This window comes from Ornithinibacillus massiliensis (genome assembly GCF_018310345.1).
Classification (GTDB): domain Bacteria; phylum Bacillota; class Bacilli; order Bacillales; family Amphibacillaceae; genus Ornithinibacillus; species Ornithinibacillus massiliensis.
In genome coordinates this window covers 790417-807860 of the sequence record NZ_JAGXBY010000002.1, presented here as the reverse complement: position 1 = coordinate 807860, position 17444 = coordinate 790417, and the positions used below count along the sequence as shown (strand labels likewise).

Genomic DNA, 17444 nt, shown 5'->3' with positions numbered 1-17444 from the left:
CTTCTTTCTATTATGCTTATTAATTTTAGGTCTGCTCCTTTAGAAGCTTACTTATATGTTTAAGCTCTTTCTCAAGTTCTTTTTTCGTTATGTCGTGATTTTGTAATCTCTCTTCAATTTTTTCTAATTCAATTACAATTTTTTTGTCGGTTACTAGTTCAACCTTAATGTCCTTAAATTCTTCATCCATCTCTTTTGATAATTCTTTATTAACCTTTTGTAAGCCAAACCGTTCATGATGAGGTATTTCAATCGCTATTATAAGTATTTTATCTGTGTTGGCAGCTAAGACCCTTGTTATGTTTTCTTTTTTGGAGAGGATTTTCTTGGCTTTATTGGATTTAGATTGGTCGTACGTATTTTTAGCTGATATTTCTGTAACATTGATAGGATGATCTGAATTACGTTGGGTGTTGTTTTCAGGGTTACAACCTGCTAAAGTAACAATGAATATTATCCCAACTACTATTAAAAATGGCTTTTTAAGCATCTTTTTTCACCTGTTTCTATATTAAATGGATAGTGGGGAGGATATTACTCCCCACTAATTAAAAACCCTTATATTGAGGCTCTTCCTGCTCAATCTGTTGTACACGAGGCTCTACAGAGTTTAAAATGCTTTGGGTTTGTTGTGCAGCTTGCTCGTATAATTGTTTTGCTTGCTTATTTTCAGTTTGTAAAGCAAACTGTTCAAAGCTTGCTTGCACACTCTTTAATCCTGCAACAGCTTGTTTAATTTGACTTCCTACAGTCATATGAAGTTTCCTCCTCAAGTAGAAGCTCATTACCATTATCGTGACAGTGAGTTGAAATAGTGTATTTAAAAAAGGTGCTCCTCATTGGAACACCCATAGTCTTTGTATATTTAGTTTAATTTAACCACGTAAAAATCTGGTAACATGTTTTAGTACACCTGGAGCATGATGTCCTTGATTTCATCATTACTGTTTTCCAGTTCCTCTTTATAGGTAGGAGAGCTATCTGGGACTGATATTGACAAAGTATCTTCATCAATCCAATTCATGCTCGATAAGGTGAATAGAGATTAACAGGGAGATAAGCAACAATACCTATTTCTTGATAGTAGACGTGTTTAGAAATAGTTATCAATTTGAAAAAAATTTGGTACACTGAATTTATATAGAAGGATAGAAGGGAGGGGACACGATGAAGACGTTCCTACTAAAACAGTTACAAATTGTTGAAAGTAATAACGAAGATATCGTAAAGACAGAAGTTGAATTAATCGATGGTTTAGTCATAAATAGAGAAGATGGTAAAAACAGCTGGCTTATCGAGGCACTGATCAATAAGCAATATATGGCTTGGTTTGAAAATATGCAAAATACGCGTGACCAAGTTATGATTGAAGTGAAAATTTCAAAAATGAGCAATGCTCCTGCCACATTCATTACCTCCATTGATAGTATAAACAATATAGGTGAGCATATTAATGTCATTTTTACTGGTACTATTGTTGATAAACGAAAAAGTAAAATTGAAGAAATGTTAGGTGAGCTTATCGAACAAGGCTACCAAGGTGAACAATTATTAGAGAAGTTTAAAAAGCTGATGTAGAAAGAGGCTAGACAGTATGTAGCCTAGCCTAAAATATTATTGCGTATGATTACTTGTTTCATATGCCTCTAATAATAAGTCTACAATGTGGACAGCACGGATGGAGTGAGTTAGACCTTCGCGTTCTATCCCTAAGTTCATCTGGAGAAGACAGCCAGGGTTTGCTGTTACGACTGTTTTTGCGTTTGTATTTTTCGTCTGTTCCATTTTATAATCTAATATTTGCATAGACATCTCAGATTCAACAATATTATAAATACCAGCAGAACCACAACATCTACTTGCGTCCTTCATTTCTACATATGTGACACCTTGAATAGATTGTAATAATTTTCTTGGTTCCATAAAGGTATTTTGACCATTTTTTAAATGACAGGAATCTTGATACGTTACAATTTGATCCGGTAGGCTTAATCGTTCTTTATGAAAGTCTAATTCTACAAGGACACTAGTTATATCTTTAACTTTTGATGAAAATGTAGCTGCTCGCTCCTTCCATTCTGGATCATCCTTTAGTAAATAGCCATAATCAACAAGGAAAGCTCCGCAACCCCCGGCATTAGTAATGATGTAATCGACTTGCGCCTTTTCAAAGGCTAGTATATTTTTCTTCGCTAATTCCTTCGCTTTATTTCGTTCACCACTGTGACCATGTAAGGCACCACAGCAATTTTGTGTATTAGGGATTACAATTTCACATCCGGCATATTGTAGCAGTTTCATCGTTGCGTCATTTGTTGACATAAATATAGTATCCATTAAGCAACCTGAGAAGAAGGCAACTTTCTTCCTTTGCTGTTGTAGTGGTAATAGATGTGTTGGTCTACTCTTCAATTGTTTTTTCTTTGGCACAGGTGGAAGTACTTTTTCCATCGTTTTTAATGTGTCTGGGAAAAAATTCATAATACCACTTTTTCTAGCTATTTTCTGCAATCCTGACCTTTGATAGAAGCCTAGTAAACTGGTGGCATTGATTATTCGATTTTGTTTCGGAAATAAGTTGTGAAATACCATACTTCGTACAGTCTTTACCGGTAACGATTGTTTTTTATTTTGAAAAATAATATCTCTAGCTTGCTCGAGTAAATGTCCATATTTTACCCCTGATGGACAGACCGGTTCACAGGCTCTACACCCTAGACATAGATCTAACGAACGCTTAACATCATCATCTGGCTCGATATCCCCATCAACAACTGCTTTCATCATGGCAATTCGTCCTCTAGGAGAATGTGCTTCATCCATTCCTGATTCGATATAGGTTGGACAACTTGGAAGACAAAAGCCACATCGCATGCAGTTTAACAGCTCATCATAGTCCATTTTTTCTTTAAATTCATGAGCAATTCGTTCTTTTTCTCGCGTTTTCATCATTTATGAACCACCACTCTTCTTCTATCGGATTTAGCAAAGATTTTGCCTGGGTTCATAATATGGTTAGGGTCTATTGCTTCCTTGATATTACGCATAACCTCTATCCCTGCTTCTCCAACTTTTAAATGTAAATAAGGTAGTTTCATTGCACCAACACCATGTTCACCTGTAATGGTTCCTCCTAATTCAATTGCTTTAATAAAGATTTCCTCAAATGCTTTTTCCACACGTTTCATTTCTTCTTCATCACGAATATCTGTTAAGCAAGTAGGGTGTAGATTTCCATCACCAGCATGTCCGAACGTACAAATGTTAACATCGTAACGCTTGGCAATTTGTTGAATGGCGTTTACCATCTTCGCGATTTCAGATCGGGGAACAGTAGCATCTTCTAAAATAGTAGTTGGTCGTAAACGAGCGAGTGCAGAAAGGGCAGACCTTCTTGCTGTTGTTAAGGCTTCAGCTTCTTCAGCTGAAGAGGCTAATTGTACTTCTACAGCGTCATTGTTTCGACATATGGTAGTGATTTTTTCCATATCTTGATCAACTTCACGTTTAGAACCATCTTGTTCAATTAATAAAACCGCCTTGACATTCGTGGGTAAGCCGATTTGTGCAAAATCTTCTACAGCTTTTAAAGTGGGTTGGTCTAAAAATTCTAGTGTAGCTGGAATTATCCGATTGGCAATAATGGCAGATACAGAACGTGCAGCAGCATCGAGATCTTGATAAAGTGCTAGCATTGTTTTTTTCGTTTCTGGTTTAGGGATGAGTTTTAAGGTTGCTTCCGTAACGATTCCTAATGTGCCTTCAGAGCCAACAAATAAGCTAGTAAGATCATATCCAGCTACATCTTTTGCTAATTTTCCTCCAGTGCGAATAATTTCTCCATTTGGTAATACAATCTCTAGTCCCATCACATAATCACGTGTTACACCGTATTTAAGACCACGTAATCCACCAGAGTTTTCATTAATGTTACCTCCGATTTGAGATATTTTCATAGAACTAGGATCAGGTGGATAGAAGAACCCCTTCGATTCCACCGCTTCAATGAGGGTTTTGGTAATAACTCCTGGCTGAGTCCTTACGGTTAAATTTTCTTCATCTATTTCTAGTATTTTATCGAAATGCTTCATTAGGATGACAATTCCACCGTGTAAAGGGGTCGTACCAGCACTTAGGTTCGTGCCAGATCCCCTTGGAGTAATGGGGATGTTATGCTCGTTACAAAGCTTTACAATGTTGGAAACTTCTTCTGTATTTCGTGGAGATAGTATTGCATCGGGAAAGGATTGAAATCCTGGTGTAGCATCATAGGAATAGGTAAGTAAACTAGTTCTTGAATCCTGGAAGTTTTTCTCCCCGACTATGGTGATGAATCTTTGTTTCAGTTCTTCCGTAAACATAGGCTATTCTCCTAAATGTTTTTTATTTTATTCTAAAATAAATGCCTATGATTTAATATGGTGAAATATACAAAAAAATTTAATTATAAGCTTATTTTTTTGGGTTTTCATCCAAGAAGGAAAAAGCTATATAGAAAACAGCAATGGTATAGGTGTTTTTGGGATTCAGTCCTGTCAACTGCTCAATTCGACTTAAGCGGTAATGTAATGTATTAATATGGATATGCAGCTCCGAAGCAGTTGCCTTTAAATTTAAATTATTCTTTAGAAATACTTTTAATGTATTGAGTAAAGCCTCTTCTTTATCTAATGGGGACAGTACTTTGTTAATAAAGTCGATTCGAACATTATGACTAACTTCATCCAAGCAAGTCTCTAATAATAATTCATCATACGCTGTAATGGTATTAGCGTTTGTAAGAGATAGGGCTTTTGTTGCTTTTTGATAAGAGTCTTTAATGAAGAAAGAGTTTGATTTTGATCCAATACCAATTGAAAACGGTATACGTAACTTGTTTATTATGTAGCTCTGGAATGTTTCAAACTGTATTTTCAACGTATCCAATTCGAATTTATCTTCTTCAGTTAATAGTACGATACGATTATGTCCCCAGCGAATCGCTACACACGGCAGTTTTAACAAAAGGAGGTCTAGAATTTCATTTATGACATCCTTATGCTTGGAGAAATCGATTTCTATGATTGAGCACCTTAAAGGAGGGGAGAGATGAATATCAAGTAGTTTACCTCTTTTAAGGAATTCTTCAGATGGTTGCTCCATTTGCACCCACTCAAAGAAATAGGCTTCCATAGCCCGAGCGTGCCATTCAAGTTCTTGAACATAAATATTCTCCCGTATTAATAGCTCTGTCATTTTCTTCATGAGTGATGCAAGAGGAATAATTTCTTTTGGATTACCAGTAATGCCGATAACACCAATGACATGATTCTCGATAGTTATCGGTAAATTAACACCGGGACGTATTCCTTTCATGCTCTGTAGATGGTCCTCTGTTAATATTGTAGTCGTGTTGTTTTTAATTGTTTGAAGGGCGCCTTCGTGGAAATCACCTATTCTAGAGCAGTCGGTACTTGCTATAATGATGGCTTGATTATTGACAATAATAATATTTTCATTGATTAATTTCTTTGTTTCGTTTATTATTTTTTGTCCTAAGGTAGGGGTTAATTCCATTTACACTCCTCCAAGCGTATGTACAAGTCTTTCCAAATGGTCTTTTTTTCGTTATAATTTTTGGATGTTGTACTAATATTTTATAGGGAAACAAGCGAATTGTCGAAAGTAGAGGAAAATTTTTAGAATCGTGCTATAATTAAAACGAAAGAACACTCTGAATAAAAGTGGTCTAAGGAGTCTGTAAATACATGTTTTTACCAAAATCATTTTCTAGGTGGATTAACACACTTTCACCAGTACGTATTATTTTATTCTTTTACATAATAGCTGCAATATTTTCTACTATATTAATGAGTTTACCAATTGCTTATAAAGACGGGGTAGAGGTAGATTTTATTGATGTCGTATTTACCGCAGTTAGTGCATTAAGTGTAACCGGATTAAGTACGATTACGGTAGCAGACACGTTAAGCACAACAGGTATATTTCTTTTGGCGTTTATTCTTCAACTTGGTGCGGTAGGTGTTATGGCCATAGGTACATTTATTTGGCTATTGTTAGGGAAGAAGATCGGCTTAAAGGAACGTCAATTAATTATGACAGACCAGAATCAAACCAATTTTGAGGGCATGGTTCGTTTAATTAAACAAATTATTCTAGTATTACTTACAGTTGAGTTTATTGCATTTTTAGTGTTAGGTACATATTTCTTAAAATATTTCTCTTCTCCTGGAGAAGCTTATTTACATGGTTTCTTTGGAACAATTAGCGCAGTTACCAATGGTGGATTTGATATTACTGGGGAGTCTCTAATACCATTTCAGCATGACTACTTTGTACAGTTTCTAAACATTTTATTAATTATTTTTGGCGCTATCGGATTTCCTGTATTAATTGAAGTGAAGAATTTCTTATTTTCCCGTAATCGCATGTTAACCCATTTCAGTTTATTTACAAAGTTAACGACGTTGACTTTTGCAATTTTAATATTTGTTGGGACTATAGGTATCTTTTTATTAGACGTACAGCATTATTTTGTTGGAAAAAGCTGGCATGAGTCGTTATTCTATTCGTTGTTCCAGTCTGTTACGACTAGAAGTGGTGGACTTTCTACAATGGATGTTAGTGAGCTTTCGGAATCGAATCATTTGTTTATGTCGTTTTTAATGTTTATTGGGGCGTCACCGAGTAGTGCCGGCGGGGGAATTAGAACGACTACTTTTGCTTTAGCAGTTATTTTTATTATTACGTATGCACGGGGTGGAAGTAGTATACGGATATTTAGAAGAGAAATACATGAAGAAGATTTAATGAAAGCTGTAACCGTTACACTAATGGCAATCTTTATGGTATTTATCTCTGTATTATTCATTACTACATATGAACCTTTTACCATCACGCAAATTTTATTTGAAGTAACGTCTGCTTTTGGAACAGTAGGGCTCTCCATGGGTATCACATCAGAGCTATCAACCACTACTAAAATTATTTTAATGACATTAATGTTTATTGGTAGAGTAGGGATTCTTACCTTCTTGTTCATGTTTAAGAAAACAAAGCGATCAGGGGATTATCACTATCCAAAGGAAAGAATTAGTATCGGTTAAATTCAGAGACAAGTGAGGAGAAATCAAATGAGTGAGCAGCTTACCATGCCATTAAATAGCCAAATATTATCTTTTTTTAAAGAGGCAATTGTGTTTGTAAGCAAGGATGGAATGATTATTGAAGGTAATCTAAAGGCATATACCTTATTGAATGAAGAACAGATAATTAGTAATTCTATCGAAGATTACATTGATTTTAGATTATTGTTGGATGCTTCTCAATCTCACTTGTTAATGGAAATGAAAACAGAAAAGGGAAAATTATTAGAAGTTAAATCACTTCAAGTAAACGAAAATCTCTATTGTTTGATTCTTGATGAATTGTCCATCAGGAATCGAGCAGATGAAATTAAACGCTATATTAATCAAATCTCGAATAACTCCGTAGAGGGGATCGTTTTATACGGGAAAAGAGCTATTATAGATTGTGATGACACGTTTGCTACGATGTTTGGGTATCAAATAGAAGAATTGAAACGGAAAACGATGGATCAATTAATCGATGCAAAGAGCTATCGAAAGCTTATCGAGACTGATTTGGTTACTATTAATGGTGTACTTGAATTAAAAGGTGTACGCAAGGATGGAACATTATTTTATATTGAAATGGTCGAATACCCTTATTATAAGAATGGTAAGATTATACGTGCTGCTAGTGTGAAAGATATAACGGAACGAATTGAAGCAGAAAATAAAATTGAGTATATGGCTTATTATGATGAGTTAACCGATTTACCTAATCGAAATTTTTTTAATAAAGTGTTAAAAGATGCTATTATACAAGCCGAACAACAAGAAGAAAAAGTCGCAGTTTTCTTCTTAGATTTGGATTATTTTAAAGAAATTAATGATACTTTAGGTTATTCGTTTGGCGATAAGCTTTTGCAGGCTTGTGCGAATCGGTTGAAATTATTCCAGCAATTGGATACGTTTCTTGCTAGAATGGGGGGGGATGAATTCTTACTTCTTCAACGGCATACAGAGAAAGAAGATGCAATTGATTTTGCTGAAAAGCTAATTGCTGAATTTGAAAAACCGATCACGATAGATGATTATGAAATATATACTACTGTCAGTATTGGGATTAGCATCTTTCCGGATAACGGGTTAACAGCTTCTGATTTAATTAAACATGCAGACTCTGCTATGTATGTAATTAAGGAACGACATCGGAATTATTACAATATATTTGATTCTACTATCTCAGAGAATTTTAAATTAATGTTAACGATGGAGGCAGAACTGAGACGGGCCTTAAAAGAAGGACAGTTTGAATTGCATTACCAACCCCAAATAAATCTACTAACGAATGAAGTTGTTGGTCTAGAGGCGCTTATCAGATGGAACCATCCGGAGAAGGGATTTATAAGTCCGAGTGAGTTTATACCATTGGCTGAGAAGACAGGATTAATTATTGATATTGGGGATTGGGTATTATCGGAAGCATGTCGTCAGAACAAAGAATGGCAAGACAAGGGATATAAGCCAATCACAGTAAGTGTTAATTTATCTGCTAAACAGTTTTACCAACGTAATTTAGTTGAGAAGATTAACGATATTTTAGATGAAACGGGCCTGGAGCCTTCGTATTTAGAACTAGAAATAACAGAGAGAATGGCCATGTCCAATGAAGAAGAAATATTAGAGACGTTACATGCACTTAGAAAGCTAGGTGTTCTCGTTTCAATAGATGATTTTGGAACTGGTTACTCATCTTTTAAGTATTTGAGTGTTTTTCCAATTACAAAATTAAAAATAGATAAAATGTTTTTAGATGAACAAAAGAAGGAAAATCAAGCAATTGTAAAATCGATTATCCATATGTCCCACTCCTTGAATATGAAGGTGATTGCTGAAGGGGTTGAAACGAGGGAACAATTGGATTTTCTGACAAGTGAAAGATGTGATGAAATGCAAGGATATCTCTTTAGTAGGCCTCTACCACCAAAAAAACTAACACCGTTTCTAGGGTGATTAAGATAGAAGGAAGACCTCGGAGCTTCGTGATCATGATTAAAGAGCTCCGTGGTCTTCCTTCTTGATAGATAGGAAAGTAAAAAAAATACATTCCGAAAGCTGGATCATAAGAAAAAACTAACACACACACAATCGTTAGAAGAGGAGTGATTGTGCTGTTTTTTCTTATGATTAATCTTGTTCTTGATAGTCAATTCCTATAATCTTCAACTGGTCATTTTCATACCCGATGGTAAATTCATATTGGATTTGTTCTTCTAACTGTTCCTCTTCGTTTGGTTTATTTTGGGTTAATGTAACATCTACTAGAACAGATGCATGATTGCTATCCAAAATAGAAGTCGACTGGTGGGTATAGTTAACATCTACTATTTGGATATAATCTTCACGAAAACTAGCGTAAGAGGTCGTAGATTGAATGGAATCACCGAGTAGTGAATATGCAGCGACATAATCGCGAATCGTAATACTATCGATAAAGTACTCCATCACATATTCCGCATCCTGCTTCATTTGCTCGGGATTAATCGAATTAAGTAAATCCTCTGTACTTGTATAGGTCAATTCACTATTTTGAGCTTCCTTTGACCAGCCTTCAATCTCTTGAATGACATCAACAATAGGTATACTAAAGCCAATGGTTCCGTCTTCAGTTCCAACAGAATTTATTCCAATCACTTTGCCACTGTTGCGATTAATTAAGGGACCGCCACTATTACCATGTGTGATTGGAGCAGAGATTTGATAGGCATTTTTATAATCGTAACCTTCTACATAGAAGTTACGTTCACTACCTGAGATAATGCCAAGTGTAACGGTATTTTGAAATCCATGAGGGCTTCCTAACGCGATTACTTCATCACCAAGTTCAGCTAATTGATCTTTCTCTATAGAGAGACCTTTTTCCCCTGCTAGCTGAGGTACACGTATAACCGCTATATCGGTTTCTTCACCGATTCCAATGACAGCAGCAGGGTAGACACGGGCATTGGCAGTTCGGACATATATTGTATCTGCCTGTTTAATAACGTGTGCATTTGTTATGATATCGCCTTTTTCATTATAAAGAAATCCTGAACCGGTTAGGGTTTGGGAATCATTCTTAGCTTCAATTTGGACGACATTTTTCTCTGCCTCGTGAATAATCGTCTTTAAGTCAACCGTTTCATTGTCAGTTTGCACTTTACTAATGGCAGGATTATTTATTACTAATGGCTCTGATTGCCAAGATATATAAAGATAAATTGACGTAGCAATACCAATAACGATTATAATAGTCGTAATGATTATCGGGAATTTTCTTTTATTTTGTAACATAGTTTCACTCCAATAGAGTATTTAATAATTTGTATACCAGGTGATTTTGGATACCTTGACATCGAATTTCTTAACATCCTTGCCTATATCATAATGGGTAAATTCAAATTTTCCATTTTCATTAGGATATAGAGTATCTGGATAAACGTAAACACTATTCGAGAGAAATTCTGTATCCTTCGTCAGTAGGGAATATTCAACTTGAATGGAACTAATTGGAATGGTTGCCACACTCGTTACTTCACCTTTAACTACTAAGTTCCCATGGTCATCATTTTCCAGTTTAATTGATGTTAATTCAATAGCATCTGTTTCGTTCATTTCTCGTTCCTCTTCAGCTGTATCGATTGCCTGTTGAATACGCTGCTGTTGTGTAACCTCAAATGAAACCTTCTCTTTCTCTATTGTTGTTTTAAGACTTTGGAGCTTTTCTGAATTTGGGGCATACTTTAGCCCGTCATCCACTATAAATAAAGCATCACTGAACTGATTTTCGCTTAGTTGTTTACTGGCTTCTGTGAAGATGAATTCAACGATTTGGTTCCGGATAGTGTCAGTGATTTCCGTTGCTTCATTGTTTTTTATCGCATCTGCTTCCCAAAGTAATACCTTCAACTCATCAACAGATGGATTTTGATTCAATATGCTTTTCAGTTGTTCGATTTTAACATGATCACGAAAAGATACTATCTCATCTACTAGATCAGTGGTTGCTATTCCATTGAAGTTTGTTAAAGATGATTCTGCTTGACTAATTAAAGTAAGTGCAGTTTGAAATTCATTATTCTCTAATTCCTGATTAGCTTCCTCTAATAAAGAGGTAATATCGGATGTTTTTTGAATAAACTCTAATGCAACTTCACCTTGATTAAAATTTGGCTTTTCTTTCAAGGCAAGTGTAAAATACATGTTTGCTGCTTCATAGTCTCCTGCTTCAAGACTCTTCGCTCCAAGCTCGTAATGCTTTATTGCTTGTGAGGATTGATTTTGTAGAAAATTATAAAAAAGATTATTGGCTAATAACGTGATGAAGATGGTTATGATTGGTATAAACCATATTTTATTGAATTTCTTATTATTTATAGAACGTAAGTGAATATCATTAGGTAATTCTACACCACAGCTTACACAGTATAATTCCTCTTCTTTTACGATGGAGCCACATTTTGGGCAATGCAACAAAATATTCACCTGCTTTCTCTTTTATTTCGATTAACTTCGTCATTATTTTTACATATATCTTATCACATTTCTCTTTAATTAGGGGGCATATGTGGTATGATATAAAAGGCTAGTGTATTTTTATAATAGTGAAATAATACATATAATAAATTCTAGGAGGTGCTTCACTATGTTTGAAACATACTTTGGTATATTATGTTTTGTAATTTTATTGTACTTTATTGGAAGCTGTATATTAGATAACGAGAAATAATAAACAAAAAATAGGTTGTCTTTTTAGCCCATGTACTAAAAAGACAACCTTCCATATTTCATAATTATGGTTTATCGTGTTTTCGCTATTTCATTAAAGGGATAAAAGATAAACTCAGATCTACCGATAATTTCATCTTCCATGATAAATCCAAGCCCATTTCTTGAATCTTTGCTGATGGACCTGTTATCCCCCATAACAAAATATCTTCCTTTTGGTACTGTAATCGGACCATAATTACCCGTGTGATTCTTAGCATCCTCTGTTAGAAACGTTTGATTATGAAGCTTATTATTGATGTATAATTTATGGTCCTTAATCTCAATTGTTTCACCAGGTAACCCTATAATTCTTTTTACGTAATTCTTCTCAGGACGATGAATAATTACAATGTCTCCACGATTTGGTTCGTTAATCAAATAAACAAATTTATTAAATATAACACGCTCTCCATCTTGAAGCGTAGGGTCCATGCTATCACCTTCTACGATGGAAGTTGCGAATACAAATGTGCGTAATAAGAAGGCTAGAACAACGGCAATTAATATTGCTTTGCCCCATTCTTTCCATTCATTTTTTTGTTTTACTTCGGTCAAAGAAGACATTCCTTTCAACTAAAAAAAGTTCTATTATGTATTTCAGCTATATTTATTATAGCAAGAATAAAGGTAAATCAGTGTAAATTTTTGATACTTAAAAAAGAGTTGGTATTTCATTGTTAAAAAAAGCCTATTTATGCTAAATTAATAGAAATAGAAAAGGAGGTTTTGTTAATTTTGTGTGAAACAGACAAGCTCCTAAAAGAAATAGAAAAATTACGTAATAAAATGAGTTCTGTTGCCTTAACGCAAGGAATAACAAGTTTAGAATCCATAGCACTTAGTCAAGAGCTAGATCGATTATTAAATATCTATGAAAAAGTGAAAAATGAAAAGAATATGACCAGATAAGGATAAAGTGGCTAATAGGAGGGATATCCTAAGTGATGAATATCCCATCTAAACTTAGCCTTTAATATATCGATAGAAATACTCCTCAAGACGATTGAGGCCTTTTTCTAAAGTGGTGAAATCATATGCGTAAGATAACCTCATATACTGCTCTCCATACTCTGAAAAACTTCCCCCTGGTACTAATGCTACTTTCCCTTTTCTAACTATGTCTACCCCTAATTCCAAGGAGGACATACCAGGCTTTGAAATATTCGGAAATAAATAGAAAGCTCCGTTCGGTTTGTTAGCAGAAATCCCCATATTAGAAAAACGATCATATACATAATCTCTTCTTTTTACATAAACCTCTTTCATTTTTGGAGGATCATCAATTCCGTGTGTTAAGGCCTCCAAGGCTGCGTATTGACTGATAGAAGAGGCGCAAGCAACATTGTATTGATGAACTTTTAATAGATGTGCGGTAAGCCATCTCGGTGCAAGGACATAACCTATCCTAAATCCAGTCATCGAATGAGATTTGGAAACGCCGTTAATGACTATTGTACGATTTGCAACTTCTTGAAAGCTCGCAATTGATGTATGGTCAAAATCATAAACTAATTCACTATATATCTCATCAGCTAGTATAAATATATTCTTGTCTTTTAATACGTCTACGAGCTCTTTTAATTCTGAATGAGTTAAAGAGACTCCAGTAGGATTAGATGGATAGGGGAGAACAATACATTTTGTGTTATCTGTTATAGCTTGCTTTAATAGCTCCTTCGTCATTTTAAATTGGTGGTTAGAAGTATCAACATGAACCGTTTTCGCTCCTGCCAGTGTAATCAATGGCTCATAACCAGGATAGATGGGAGCAGGGAGTATTACCTCGTCACCCGGATTTAAAATAGTTCGAAGCACAATATCTATCCCTTGGGATGCTCCCGTAGTAACGATGATTTCATCTTCGGGATGGAAGCTAACATGATAATTCGTTTCATAATAATGTGCTATTGCCCTTCTTAATTCGATAATGCCAGCGTTACTCGTGTAGGTCGTTTTATTAGTTTTTACTGCTTTAATAGAAGCTTCCTTTATATGTTCGGGGGTATAGAAGTCTGGTTGCCCAATCGTAAGTGACACAACATCCTCAACATCTGTTACCATGTTAAAGAACTTTCGTATTCCAGATATTTCTATTGTTTTAACTTGTTGATTTAATAAATGCTCCATGGTCTTCCTCCAGGTTGTTTGATGATTAGTTAAGTTTGTAAAGATTTTCTTGGGTTGGTTTGCATGAGAATAACCGAACTTATAATAAGCGCCATACCTAACATCTGTACAAATGTAAACGATTCATGAAATACTAAAATGCCGATAAAAGTTGCAACTACCGGCTCAATGGTTGATAGAATAGATGCCTTAGATGCTTCGGTTTTTTTCAAGCCGTGTGTATAGACAATATACGCAATAGCCGTTGGAAAAAGTCCTAGTCCAAACGCATAAAAAAGCACCGCCGGTTCCGTTAATATTGTTAGCTTTTCACTATAGGGAAAGAACGGTAATAATGTAACGGTAGCAATAATAAATGTAAAGGCTGTTATGCTTAGACTAGTATATTTGGTTAACGCGTATTTGCTAAAAATACTATATAAAGCATATCCAATACCAGAGCCAACTCCAAATAGAATACTTTGATATGGGATGGCACTTAAATTGCTAGGTAACAGTCCAACTACGAAGCTTGTTCCAGCTATAGTGCCCATCAGGGAGAGTACTTTTCGACTTGTGAAAGTTTCCTTGAATAAGAAAAAAGATAAGATGGTAACAAAGGCAGGAGCCGTATAAAGTAAAGCTGTTGCAATTGGAATGGTAGATAAATCAATGGCCATGAACATACAGTAATTAAAAAATATAATACTAAAAATCCCTGTACCGATGAAGTATTTTACATCTGAAAAAGAATGTAGTTTTAATGCTTTAGGAGAATGATATAATACATAACTTACTAAAAGAATAGCAGTTGATGTTACTCGAAGTGTGACAACTTCCATTGGTGTAAAACCGTACATATATAAATTCTTTACAAACCAACCAATGGTCCCCCATAATGCTGCACCTACTATTATCCATATAACTGCTTTATTCAACCATCATACCACCTCTACATGATTCATTACTATATCAATTATAGCAAAATTAGTGAAAAATAAGCTAAATAAGAGAAGGGGAGTATAGTTTTCTCATAGTTCGTTTAGAATGGATAATAATAGAGGGTGCAGAGGTGAATGGTAGATGTTGATGGAATATATCTGGGGAATAAATTGGATCAATATATCACAATTACAATCTTTTGGAATATCAGAAGAGGCTTTTTTTACGCTGTTCATTTTTTTGGGAATTCTAGGTTGTTATTTTATTATACGACCAATTGCTCTAATTCTCATATCATTAAAATCTGAAAGGCTATTAAATTACATACTAAGCGGTCTAGCATTTATCGTCATTTTCTTTATAGTGGTGTTATTTATAGGCGATATAGAAATGTTAACTTATGAATTGTTTAAAATCTCCTTACAAGTATTAGCGATATTCGGTCTTGTGTTATGTGTAATGCATGTATTTAAGGGAATGAAACAGAGGAGGAAGAAAGTATAGAAGAGACGTGTTACATAGGGAGCACTATATTCGCGCGTGCGGTGGAGGATGTCGTACGGAAAGTAAAACAATAGTGCGACAGGAGGCAGAAGTTGCGGGGAAGAAGAGAAATCGCGCGTCAGGAGGCAGAAATCGCGCGGGAGTGGCAAGGACTCGCGAAGTGTAGTTTTTGTCGCGCGAAAGGTAAGTAAAGCCGCGCGAAATTTAGTTTGGCCTGCTCGTAAAGAATAAATTAATAAATTCTATTATCAAATCATATTTTCTAAAAGTTATGCTAAATCCAACGAAACCAAAAATCCTCATAGTTCTCACTATGAGGATTGCTCTGTTTATGGATATTATAAACTCATCGAAAGTTTTTCTTAGGTGGCCATTCCATTTTACCTAAAGAAGACGGCGTAAAGTAAGAGGAATTGTATTGTCTTCTTTTTTGCTTATGATTGACTGGTTTATAGTCAATATATTGATAGATTATTTTCTTTGCTTGTGATAATGACATTTTTGTTTGGGGATTTCGATAATTTTGATCGAGTGATCCTAAATGTTTAAGTTCCTGGAAGTCTTCCTTCGTTGGAGGGATATGAAAGTAATAGTCATCCACCTTAACTAAGAGGGTTGAATGCTGGTTACTAAGTTTGGGATGATCGGAGAAATGCAACCCGATTTTTTTTGCCCGTTTTTCCTTTAATAATTGTTTAATGGTTTCTTTCTTAATGAAGTATAGATGTTGTGGTTCGGGAGCAGTTTTGGCATGACGATTAACCGTATAAATAGCTCTGGCCAAATCACGCAAAGAAACCGTTTCACTATTTGGCATCGACAAACCTCCTTTCCATCTTCCTCTTGTATTTCTTTTTATAGTATCGCAAAGCTTGTCCACTTTCAATTAATAAATGAAGAAGCCGGGTCTCGGCTTCTTATAACATGCTATCAATGAATTCAACAACTTCTTCAATTTCTTCTTCTGTTAAATACATTCCATTATATTGCTTAATAGCTTTTCCTTCAGGGTTTACAATAGTTAATGATACACCATGTGCATATGTACCATCATTCATATCCTCAGCAATTGTCTTAAAAGAGGAAACCGCAAATTCCCTAATCGTATCATAATCATAACCGGTTAAAAACGTCCAATTACCATTTGCGAAATCAATTCCCCGGACTTCTCCATATTCTTTTAGTACTTCAGGTGTATCAACTTCAGGATCTATACTGAAGGAAACAAATTCAACTTCCTCAATACCTTCTTCTTTTAAAGCCTTTTCAATTCTTTGCTTGTTATAGGTCATTTGAGGGCATTCGGTTAAGCAGGTTGTATAAATGAAATCGGCAATCCAGATTTTACCTTCAAAATCATTTTTACTTACTTGTTCACCATCTTGGTTTGTGTAGGTAAAGTCCTTTACGTCTATAGAGAAATCACCTTCAGGTTTGCCGCCACATGCAGCTAACAAGAGAATGGAACCAAATAGCACGAACAAGGGAATTTTTTTAAACATGTAATTATCCTCCACTGTATGTAAATTCAATCTTCATTTATTCTAACATGGAAAGGTGAAGAAAACTATGAATAAACTGTTACAGCTAGCAAGAGGATGCATAAACTATAGGGTTGAGTAGCTAGAATTCTTGCTGACCTATACTGGATGTAGGACTTCTTATGGTCTCATTAGTTTATATCCAGTTTATCATAGCACTGTTTGAATTCTAGCCACCAAGTGTGGTTTAGGTCATCAGTAAGCCTAATCCATCTATTATAGATTATAACTTATTGAAGCTAATAATAACTTGTACCATACCCATAACTATTATAATAAGGAACGGGTACTGGGTATGGTAGAGGATATGGATAGCTGTAATATGGATTGAATGCTTGATATAATAATGGTCCAATTACTAAACCGGTTAGAAATGGAACAATTGGGAAAAATCGTTCATCTAGTTGGTTTGTATTATTTACAGTATAGTACTCAAAATCTAGAGATGGAGTAGTCATCTATAACGCTCCCTTTC

The 17444-nt window shown here is 35.1% G+C and carries 18 protein-coding genes; 5 read left to right on the top strand and 13 right to left on the bottom strand.

The window, feature by feature from the left end; translation table 11 throughout:
• Positions 1–25: 25 nt before the first annotated feature.
• Together KGF86_RS08365 and KGF86_RS08360 are read right to left on the bottom strand one after the other, a co-directional pair.
• A complete protein-coding gene (locus tag KGF86_RS08365; protein ID WP_211741561.1) occupies positions 26–490 on the bottom strand; it encodes a hypothetical protein in 465 nt (154 codons plus the stop codon).
• A 58-nt stretch (positions 491–548) separates the two neighbouring features.
• Complete coding sequence (locus tag KGF86_RS08360) at positions 549–755, bottom strand: DUF1657 domain-containing protein (RefSeq protein ID WP_010096853.1); 207 nt, start codon at positions 753–755, stop codon at positions 549–551.
• Positions 756–1167: 412 nt separating this feature from the next.
• On the opposite strand from KGF86_RS08360, the gene KGF86_RS08355 reads away from it, so the two are divergent.
• Positions 1168–1578 carry a YwpF family protein gene (locus tag KGF86_RS08355; RefSeq protein ID WP_211741560.1) on the top strand — a complete coding sequence of 137 codons (411 nt, stop codon included), beginning with the start codon at positions 1168–1170 and terminating at the stop codon, positions 1576–1578.
• 36 nt (positions 1579–1614) lie between these two features.
• On the opposite strand, the gene KGF86_RS08350 is transcribed toward KGF86_RS08355, so the two are convergent.
• The 3 genes from KGF86_RS08350 to KGF86_RS08340 all read right to left on the bottom strand — a co-directional run bounded on the left by KGF86_RS08350 (position 1615) and on the right by KGF86_RS08340 (position 5556).
• The gene (locus tag KGF86_RS08350) at positions 1615–2949 is read right to left on the bottom strand and encodes a (Fe-S)-binding protein (RefSeq protein ID WP_246521419.1); all 1335 of its coding nucleotides are present in this window, start codon (positions 2947–2949) and stop codon (positions 1615–1617) included.
• Entirely contained in the window at positions 2949–4361 is a 1413-nt protein-coding gene (glcD, locus tag KGF86_RS08345) for a glycolate oxidase subunit GlcD (RefSeq protein WP_211741558.1), read from the bottom strand. Before glcD ends, KGF86_RS08350 begins: the two co-directional genes overlap by 1 nt.
• 91 nt (positions 4362–4452) lie before the next feature.
• Positions 4453–5556, bottom strand: coding sequence for a CdaR family transcriptional regulator (locus tag KGF86_RS08340; RefSeq protein ID WP_186868514.1), 1104 nt, complete (start codon positions 5554–5556; stop codon positions 4453–4455).
• A 191-nt stretch (positions 5557–5747) separates the two neighbouring features.
• Here KGF86_RS08340 and KGF86_RS08335 point away from each other — a divergent pair, with 191 nt between their 5' ends.
• Both KGF86_RS08335 and KGF86_RS08330 read left to right on the top strand, forming a co-directional pair.
• Positions 5748–7106 (top strand): TrkH family potassium uptake protein, encoded by a 1359-nt coding sequence (locus KGF86_RS08335; protein WP_186868515.1) that lies wholly within the window; start codon positions 5748–5750, stop codon positions 7104–7106.
• A gap of 27 nt (positions 7107–7133) precedes the next feature.
• Positions 7134–9080: a sensor domain-containing protein gene (locus tag KGF86_RS08330; RefSeq protein WP_211741557.1), complete on the top strand. Its 1947-nt coding sequence runs from the start codon at positions 7134–7136 to the stop codon at positions 9078–9080.
• Between the two features lie 174 nt (positions 9081–9254).
• Here the strand turns inward: KGF86_RS08330 and KGF86_RS08325 are convergent, their stop codons facing one another.
• The 3 genes from KGF86_RS08325 to lepB form a co-directional block, all read right to left on the bottom strand.
• On the bottom strand, positions 9255–10400 hold the full coding sequence (locus KGF86_RS08325) for a S1C family serine protease (RefSeq protein ID WP_211741556.1): 1146 nt from the start codon (positions 10398–10400) through the stop codon (positions 9255–9257).
• Between the two features lie 21 nt (positions 10401–10421).
• The gene (locus tag KGF86_RS08320; RefSeq protein ID WP_211741555.1) at positions 10422–11582 is read right to left on the bottom strand and encodes a zinc ribbon domain-containing protein; all 1161 of its coding nucleotides are present in this window, start codon (positions 11580–11582) and stop codon (positions 10422–10424) included.
• Positions 11583–11906: 324 nt separating this feature from the next.
• Positions 11907–12431: a signal peptidase I gene (gene lepB / locus KGF86_RS08315; RefSeq protein WP_255488069.1), complete on the bottom strand. Its 525-nt coding sequence runs from the start codon at positions 12429–12431 to the stop codon at positions 11907–11909.
• 180 nt (positions 12432–12611) lie between these two features.
• Between lepB and KGF86_RS08310 the strand changes: the two genes are divergently transcribed.
• A complete protein-coding gene (locus KGF86_RS08310; RefSeq protein WP_186868519.1) occupies positions 12612–12785 on the top strand; it encodes an aspartyl-phosphate phosphatase Spo0E family protein in 174 nt (57 codons plus the stop codon).
• A gap of 54 nt (positions 12786–12839) precedes the next feature.
• Here KGF86_RS08310 and KGF86_RS08305 read toward each other — a convergent pair whose 3' ends face one another.
• On the bottom strand, positions 12840–14003 hold the full coding sequence (locus KGF86_RS08305; protein WP_186868520.1) for an aminotransferase A: 1164 nt from the start codon (positions 14001–14003) through the stop codon (positions 12840–12842).
• 29 nt (positions 14004–14032) lie between these two features.
• Complete coding sequence (locus KGF86_RS08300; RefSeq protein ID WP_211741554.1) at positions 14033–14920, bottom strand: DMT family transporter; 888 nt, start codon at positions 14918–14920, stop codon at positions 14033–14035.
• A gap of 145 nt (positions 14921–15065) precedes the next feature.
• Here KGF86_RS08300 and KGF86_RS08295 point away from each other — a divergent pair, with 145 nt between their 5' ends.
• Positions 15066–15428 (top strand): hypothetical protein, encoded by a 363-nt coding sequence (locus KGF86_RS08295; protein WP_186868522.1) that lies wholly within the window; start codon positions 15066–15068, stop codon positions 15426–15428.
• Between the two features lie 346 nt (positions 15429–15774).
• Here the strand turns inward: KGF86_RS08295 and KGF86_RS08290 are convergent, their stop codons facing one another.
• The 3 genes from KGF86_RS08290 to KGF86_RS08280 all read right to left on the bottom strand — a co-directional run bounded on the left by KGF86_RS08290 (position 15775) and on the right by KGF86_RS08280 (position 17427).
• Positions 15775–16245: a YkyB family protein gene (locus KGF86_RS08290; protein WP_186868523.1), complete on the bottom strand. Its 471-nt coding sequence runs from the start codon at positions 16243–16245 to the stop codon at positions 15775–15777.
• 100 nt (positions 16246–16345) lie between these two features.
• Complete coding sequence (locus KGF86_RS08285; protein ID WP_186868524.1) at positions 16346–16930, bottom strand: SCO family protein; 585 nt, start codon at positions 16928–16930, stop codon at positions 16346–16348.
• A 278-nt stretch (positions 16931–17208) separates the two neighbouring features.
• Complete coding sequence (locus KGF86_RS08280) at positions 17209–17427, bottom strand: hypothetical protein (protein ID WP_186868525.1); 219 nt, start codon at positions 17425–17427, stop codon at positions 17209–17211.
• Between the last annotated feature and the right edge of the window lie 17 nt (positions 17428–17444).

Excerpts from the sequence above, each read along its gene's own strand:
- KGF86_RS08305 (WP_186868520.1), bottom strand. The coding sequence starts at position 14,003 with ATGGAGCATTTATTAAATCAACAAGTTAAAACAATAGAAATATCTGGA.
- KGF86_RS08340 (WP_186868514.1), bottom strand. The coding sequence starts at position 5,556 with ATGGAATTAACCCCTACCTTAGGACAAAAAATAATAAACGAAACAAAG.
- KGF86_RS08365 (WP_211741561.1), bottom strand. The coding sequence starts at position 490 with ATGCTTAAAAAGCCATTTTTAATAGTAGTTGGGATAATATTCATTGTT.
- KGF86_RS08330 (WP_211741557.1), top strand. The coding sequence starts at position 7,134 with ATGAGTGAGCAGCTTACCATGCCATTAAATAGCCAAATATTATCTTTT.
- glcD (WP_211741558.1), bottom strand. The coding sequence starts at position 4,361 with ATGTTTACGGAAGAACTGAAACAAAGATTCATCACCATAGTCGGGGAG.
- KGF86_RS08355 (WP_211741560.1), top strand. The coding sequence starts at position 1,168 with ATGAAGACGTTCCTACTAAAACAGTTACAAATTGTTGAAAGTAATAAC.
- KGF86_RS08280 (WP_186868525.1), bottom strand. The coding sequence starts at position 17,427 with ATGACTACTCCATCTCTAGATTTTGAGTACTATACTGTAAATAATACA.
- KGF86_RS08295 (WP_186868522.1), top strand. The coding sequence starts at position 15,066 with ATGTTGATGGAATATATCTGGGGAATAAATTGGATCAATATATCACAA.
- KGF86_RS08360 (WP_010096853.1), bottom strand. The coding sequence starts at position 755 with ATGACTGTAGGAAGTCAAATTAAACAAGCTGTTGCAGGATTAAAGAGT.
- KGF86_RS08290 (WP_186868523.1), bottom strand. The coding sequence starts at position 16,245 with ATGCCAAATAGTGAAACGGTTTCTTTGCGTGATTTGGCCAGAGCTATT.
- KGF86_RS08350 (WP_246521419.1), bottom strand. The coding sequence starts at position 2,949 with ATGAAAACGCGAGAAAAAGAACGAATTGCTCATGAATTTAAAGAAAAA.
- KGF86_RS08335 (WP_186868515.1), top strand. The coding sequence starts at position 5,748 with ATGTTTTTACCAAAATCATTTTCTAGGTGGATTAACACACTTTCACCA.
- KGF86_RS08325 (WP_211741556.1), bottom strand. The coding sequence starts at position 10,400 with ATGTTACAAAATAAAAGAAAATTCCCGATAATCATTACGACTATTATA.
- KGF86_RS08285 (WP_186868524.1), bottom strand. The coding sequence starts at position 16,930 with ATGTTTAAAAAAATTCCCTTGTTCGTGCTATTTGGTTCCATTCTCTTG.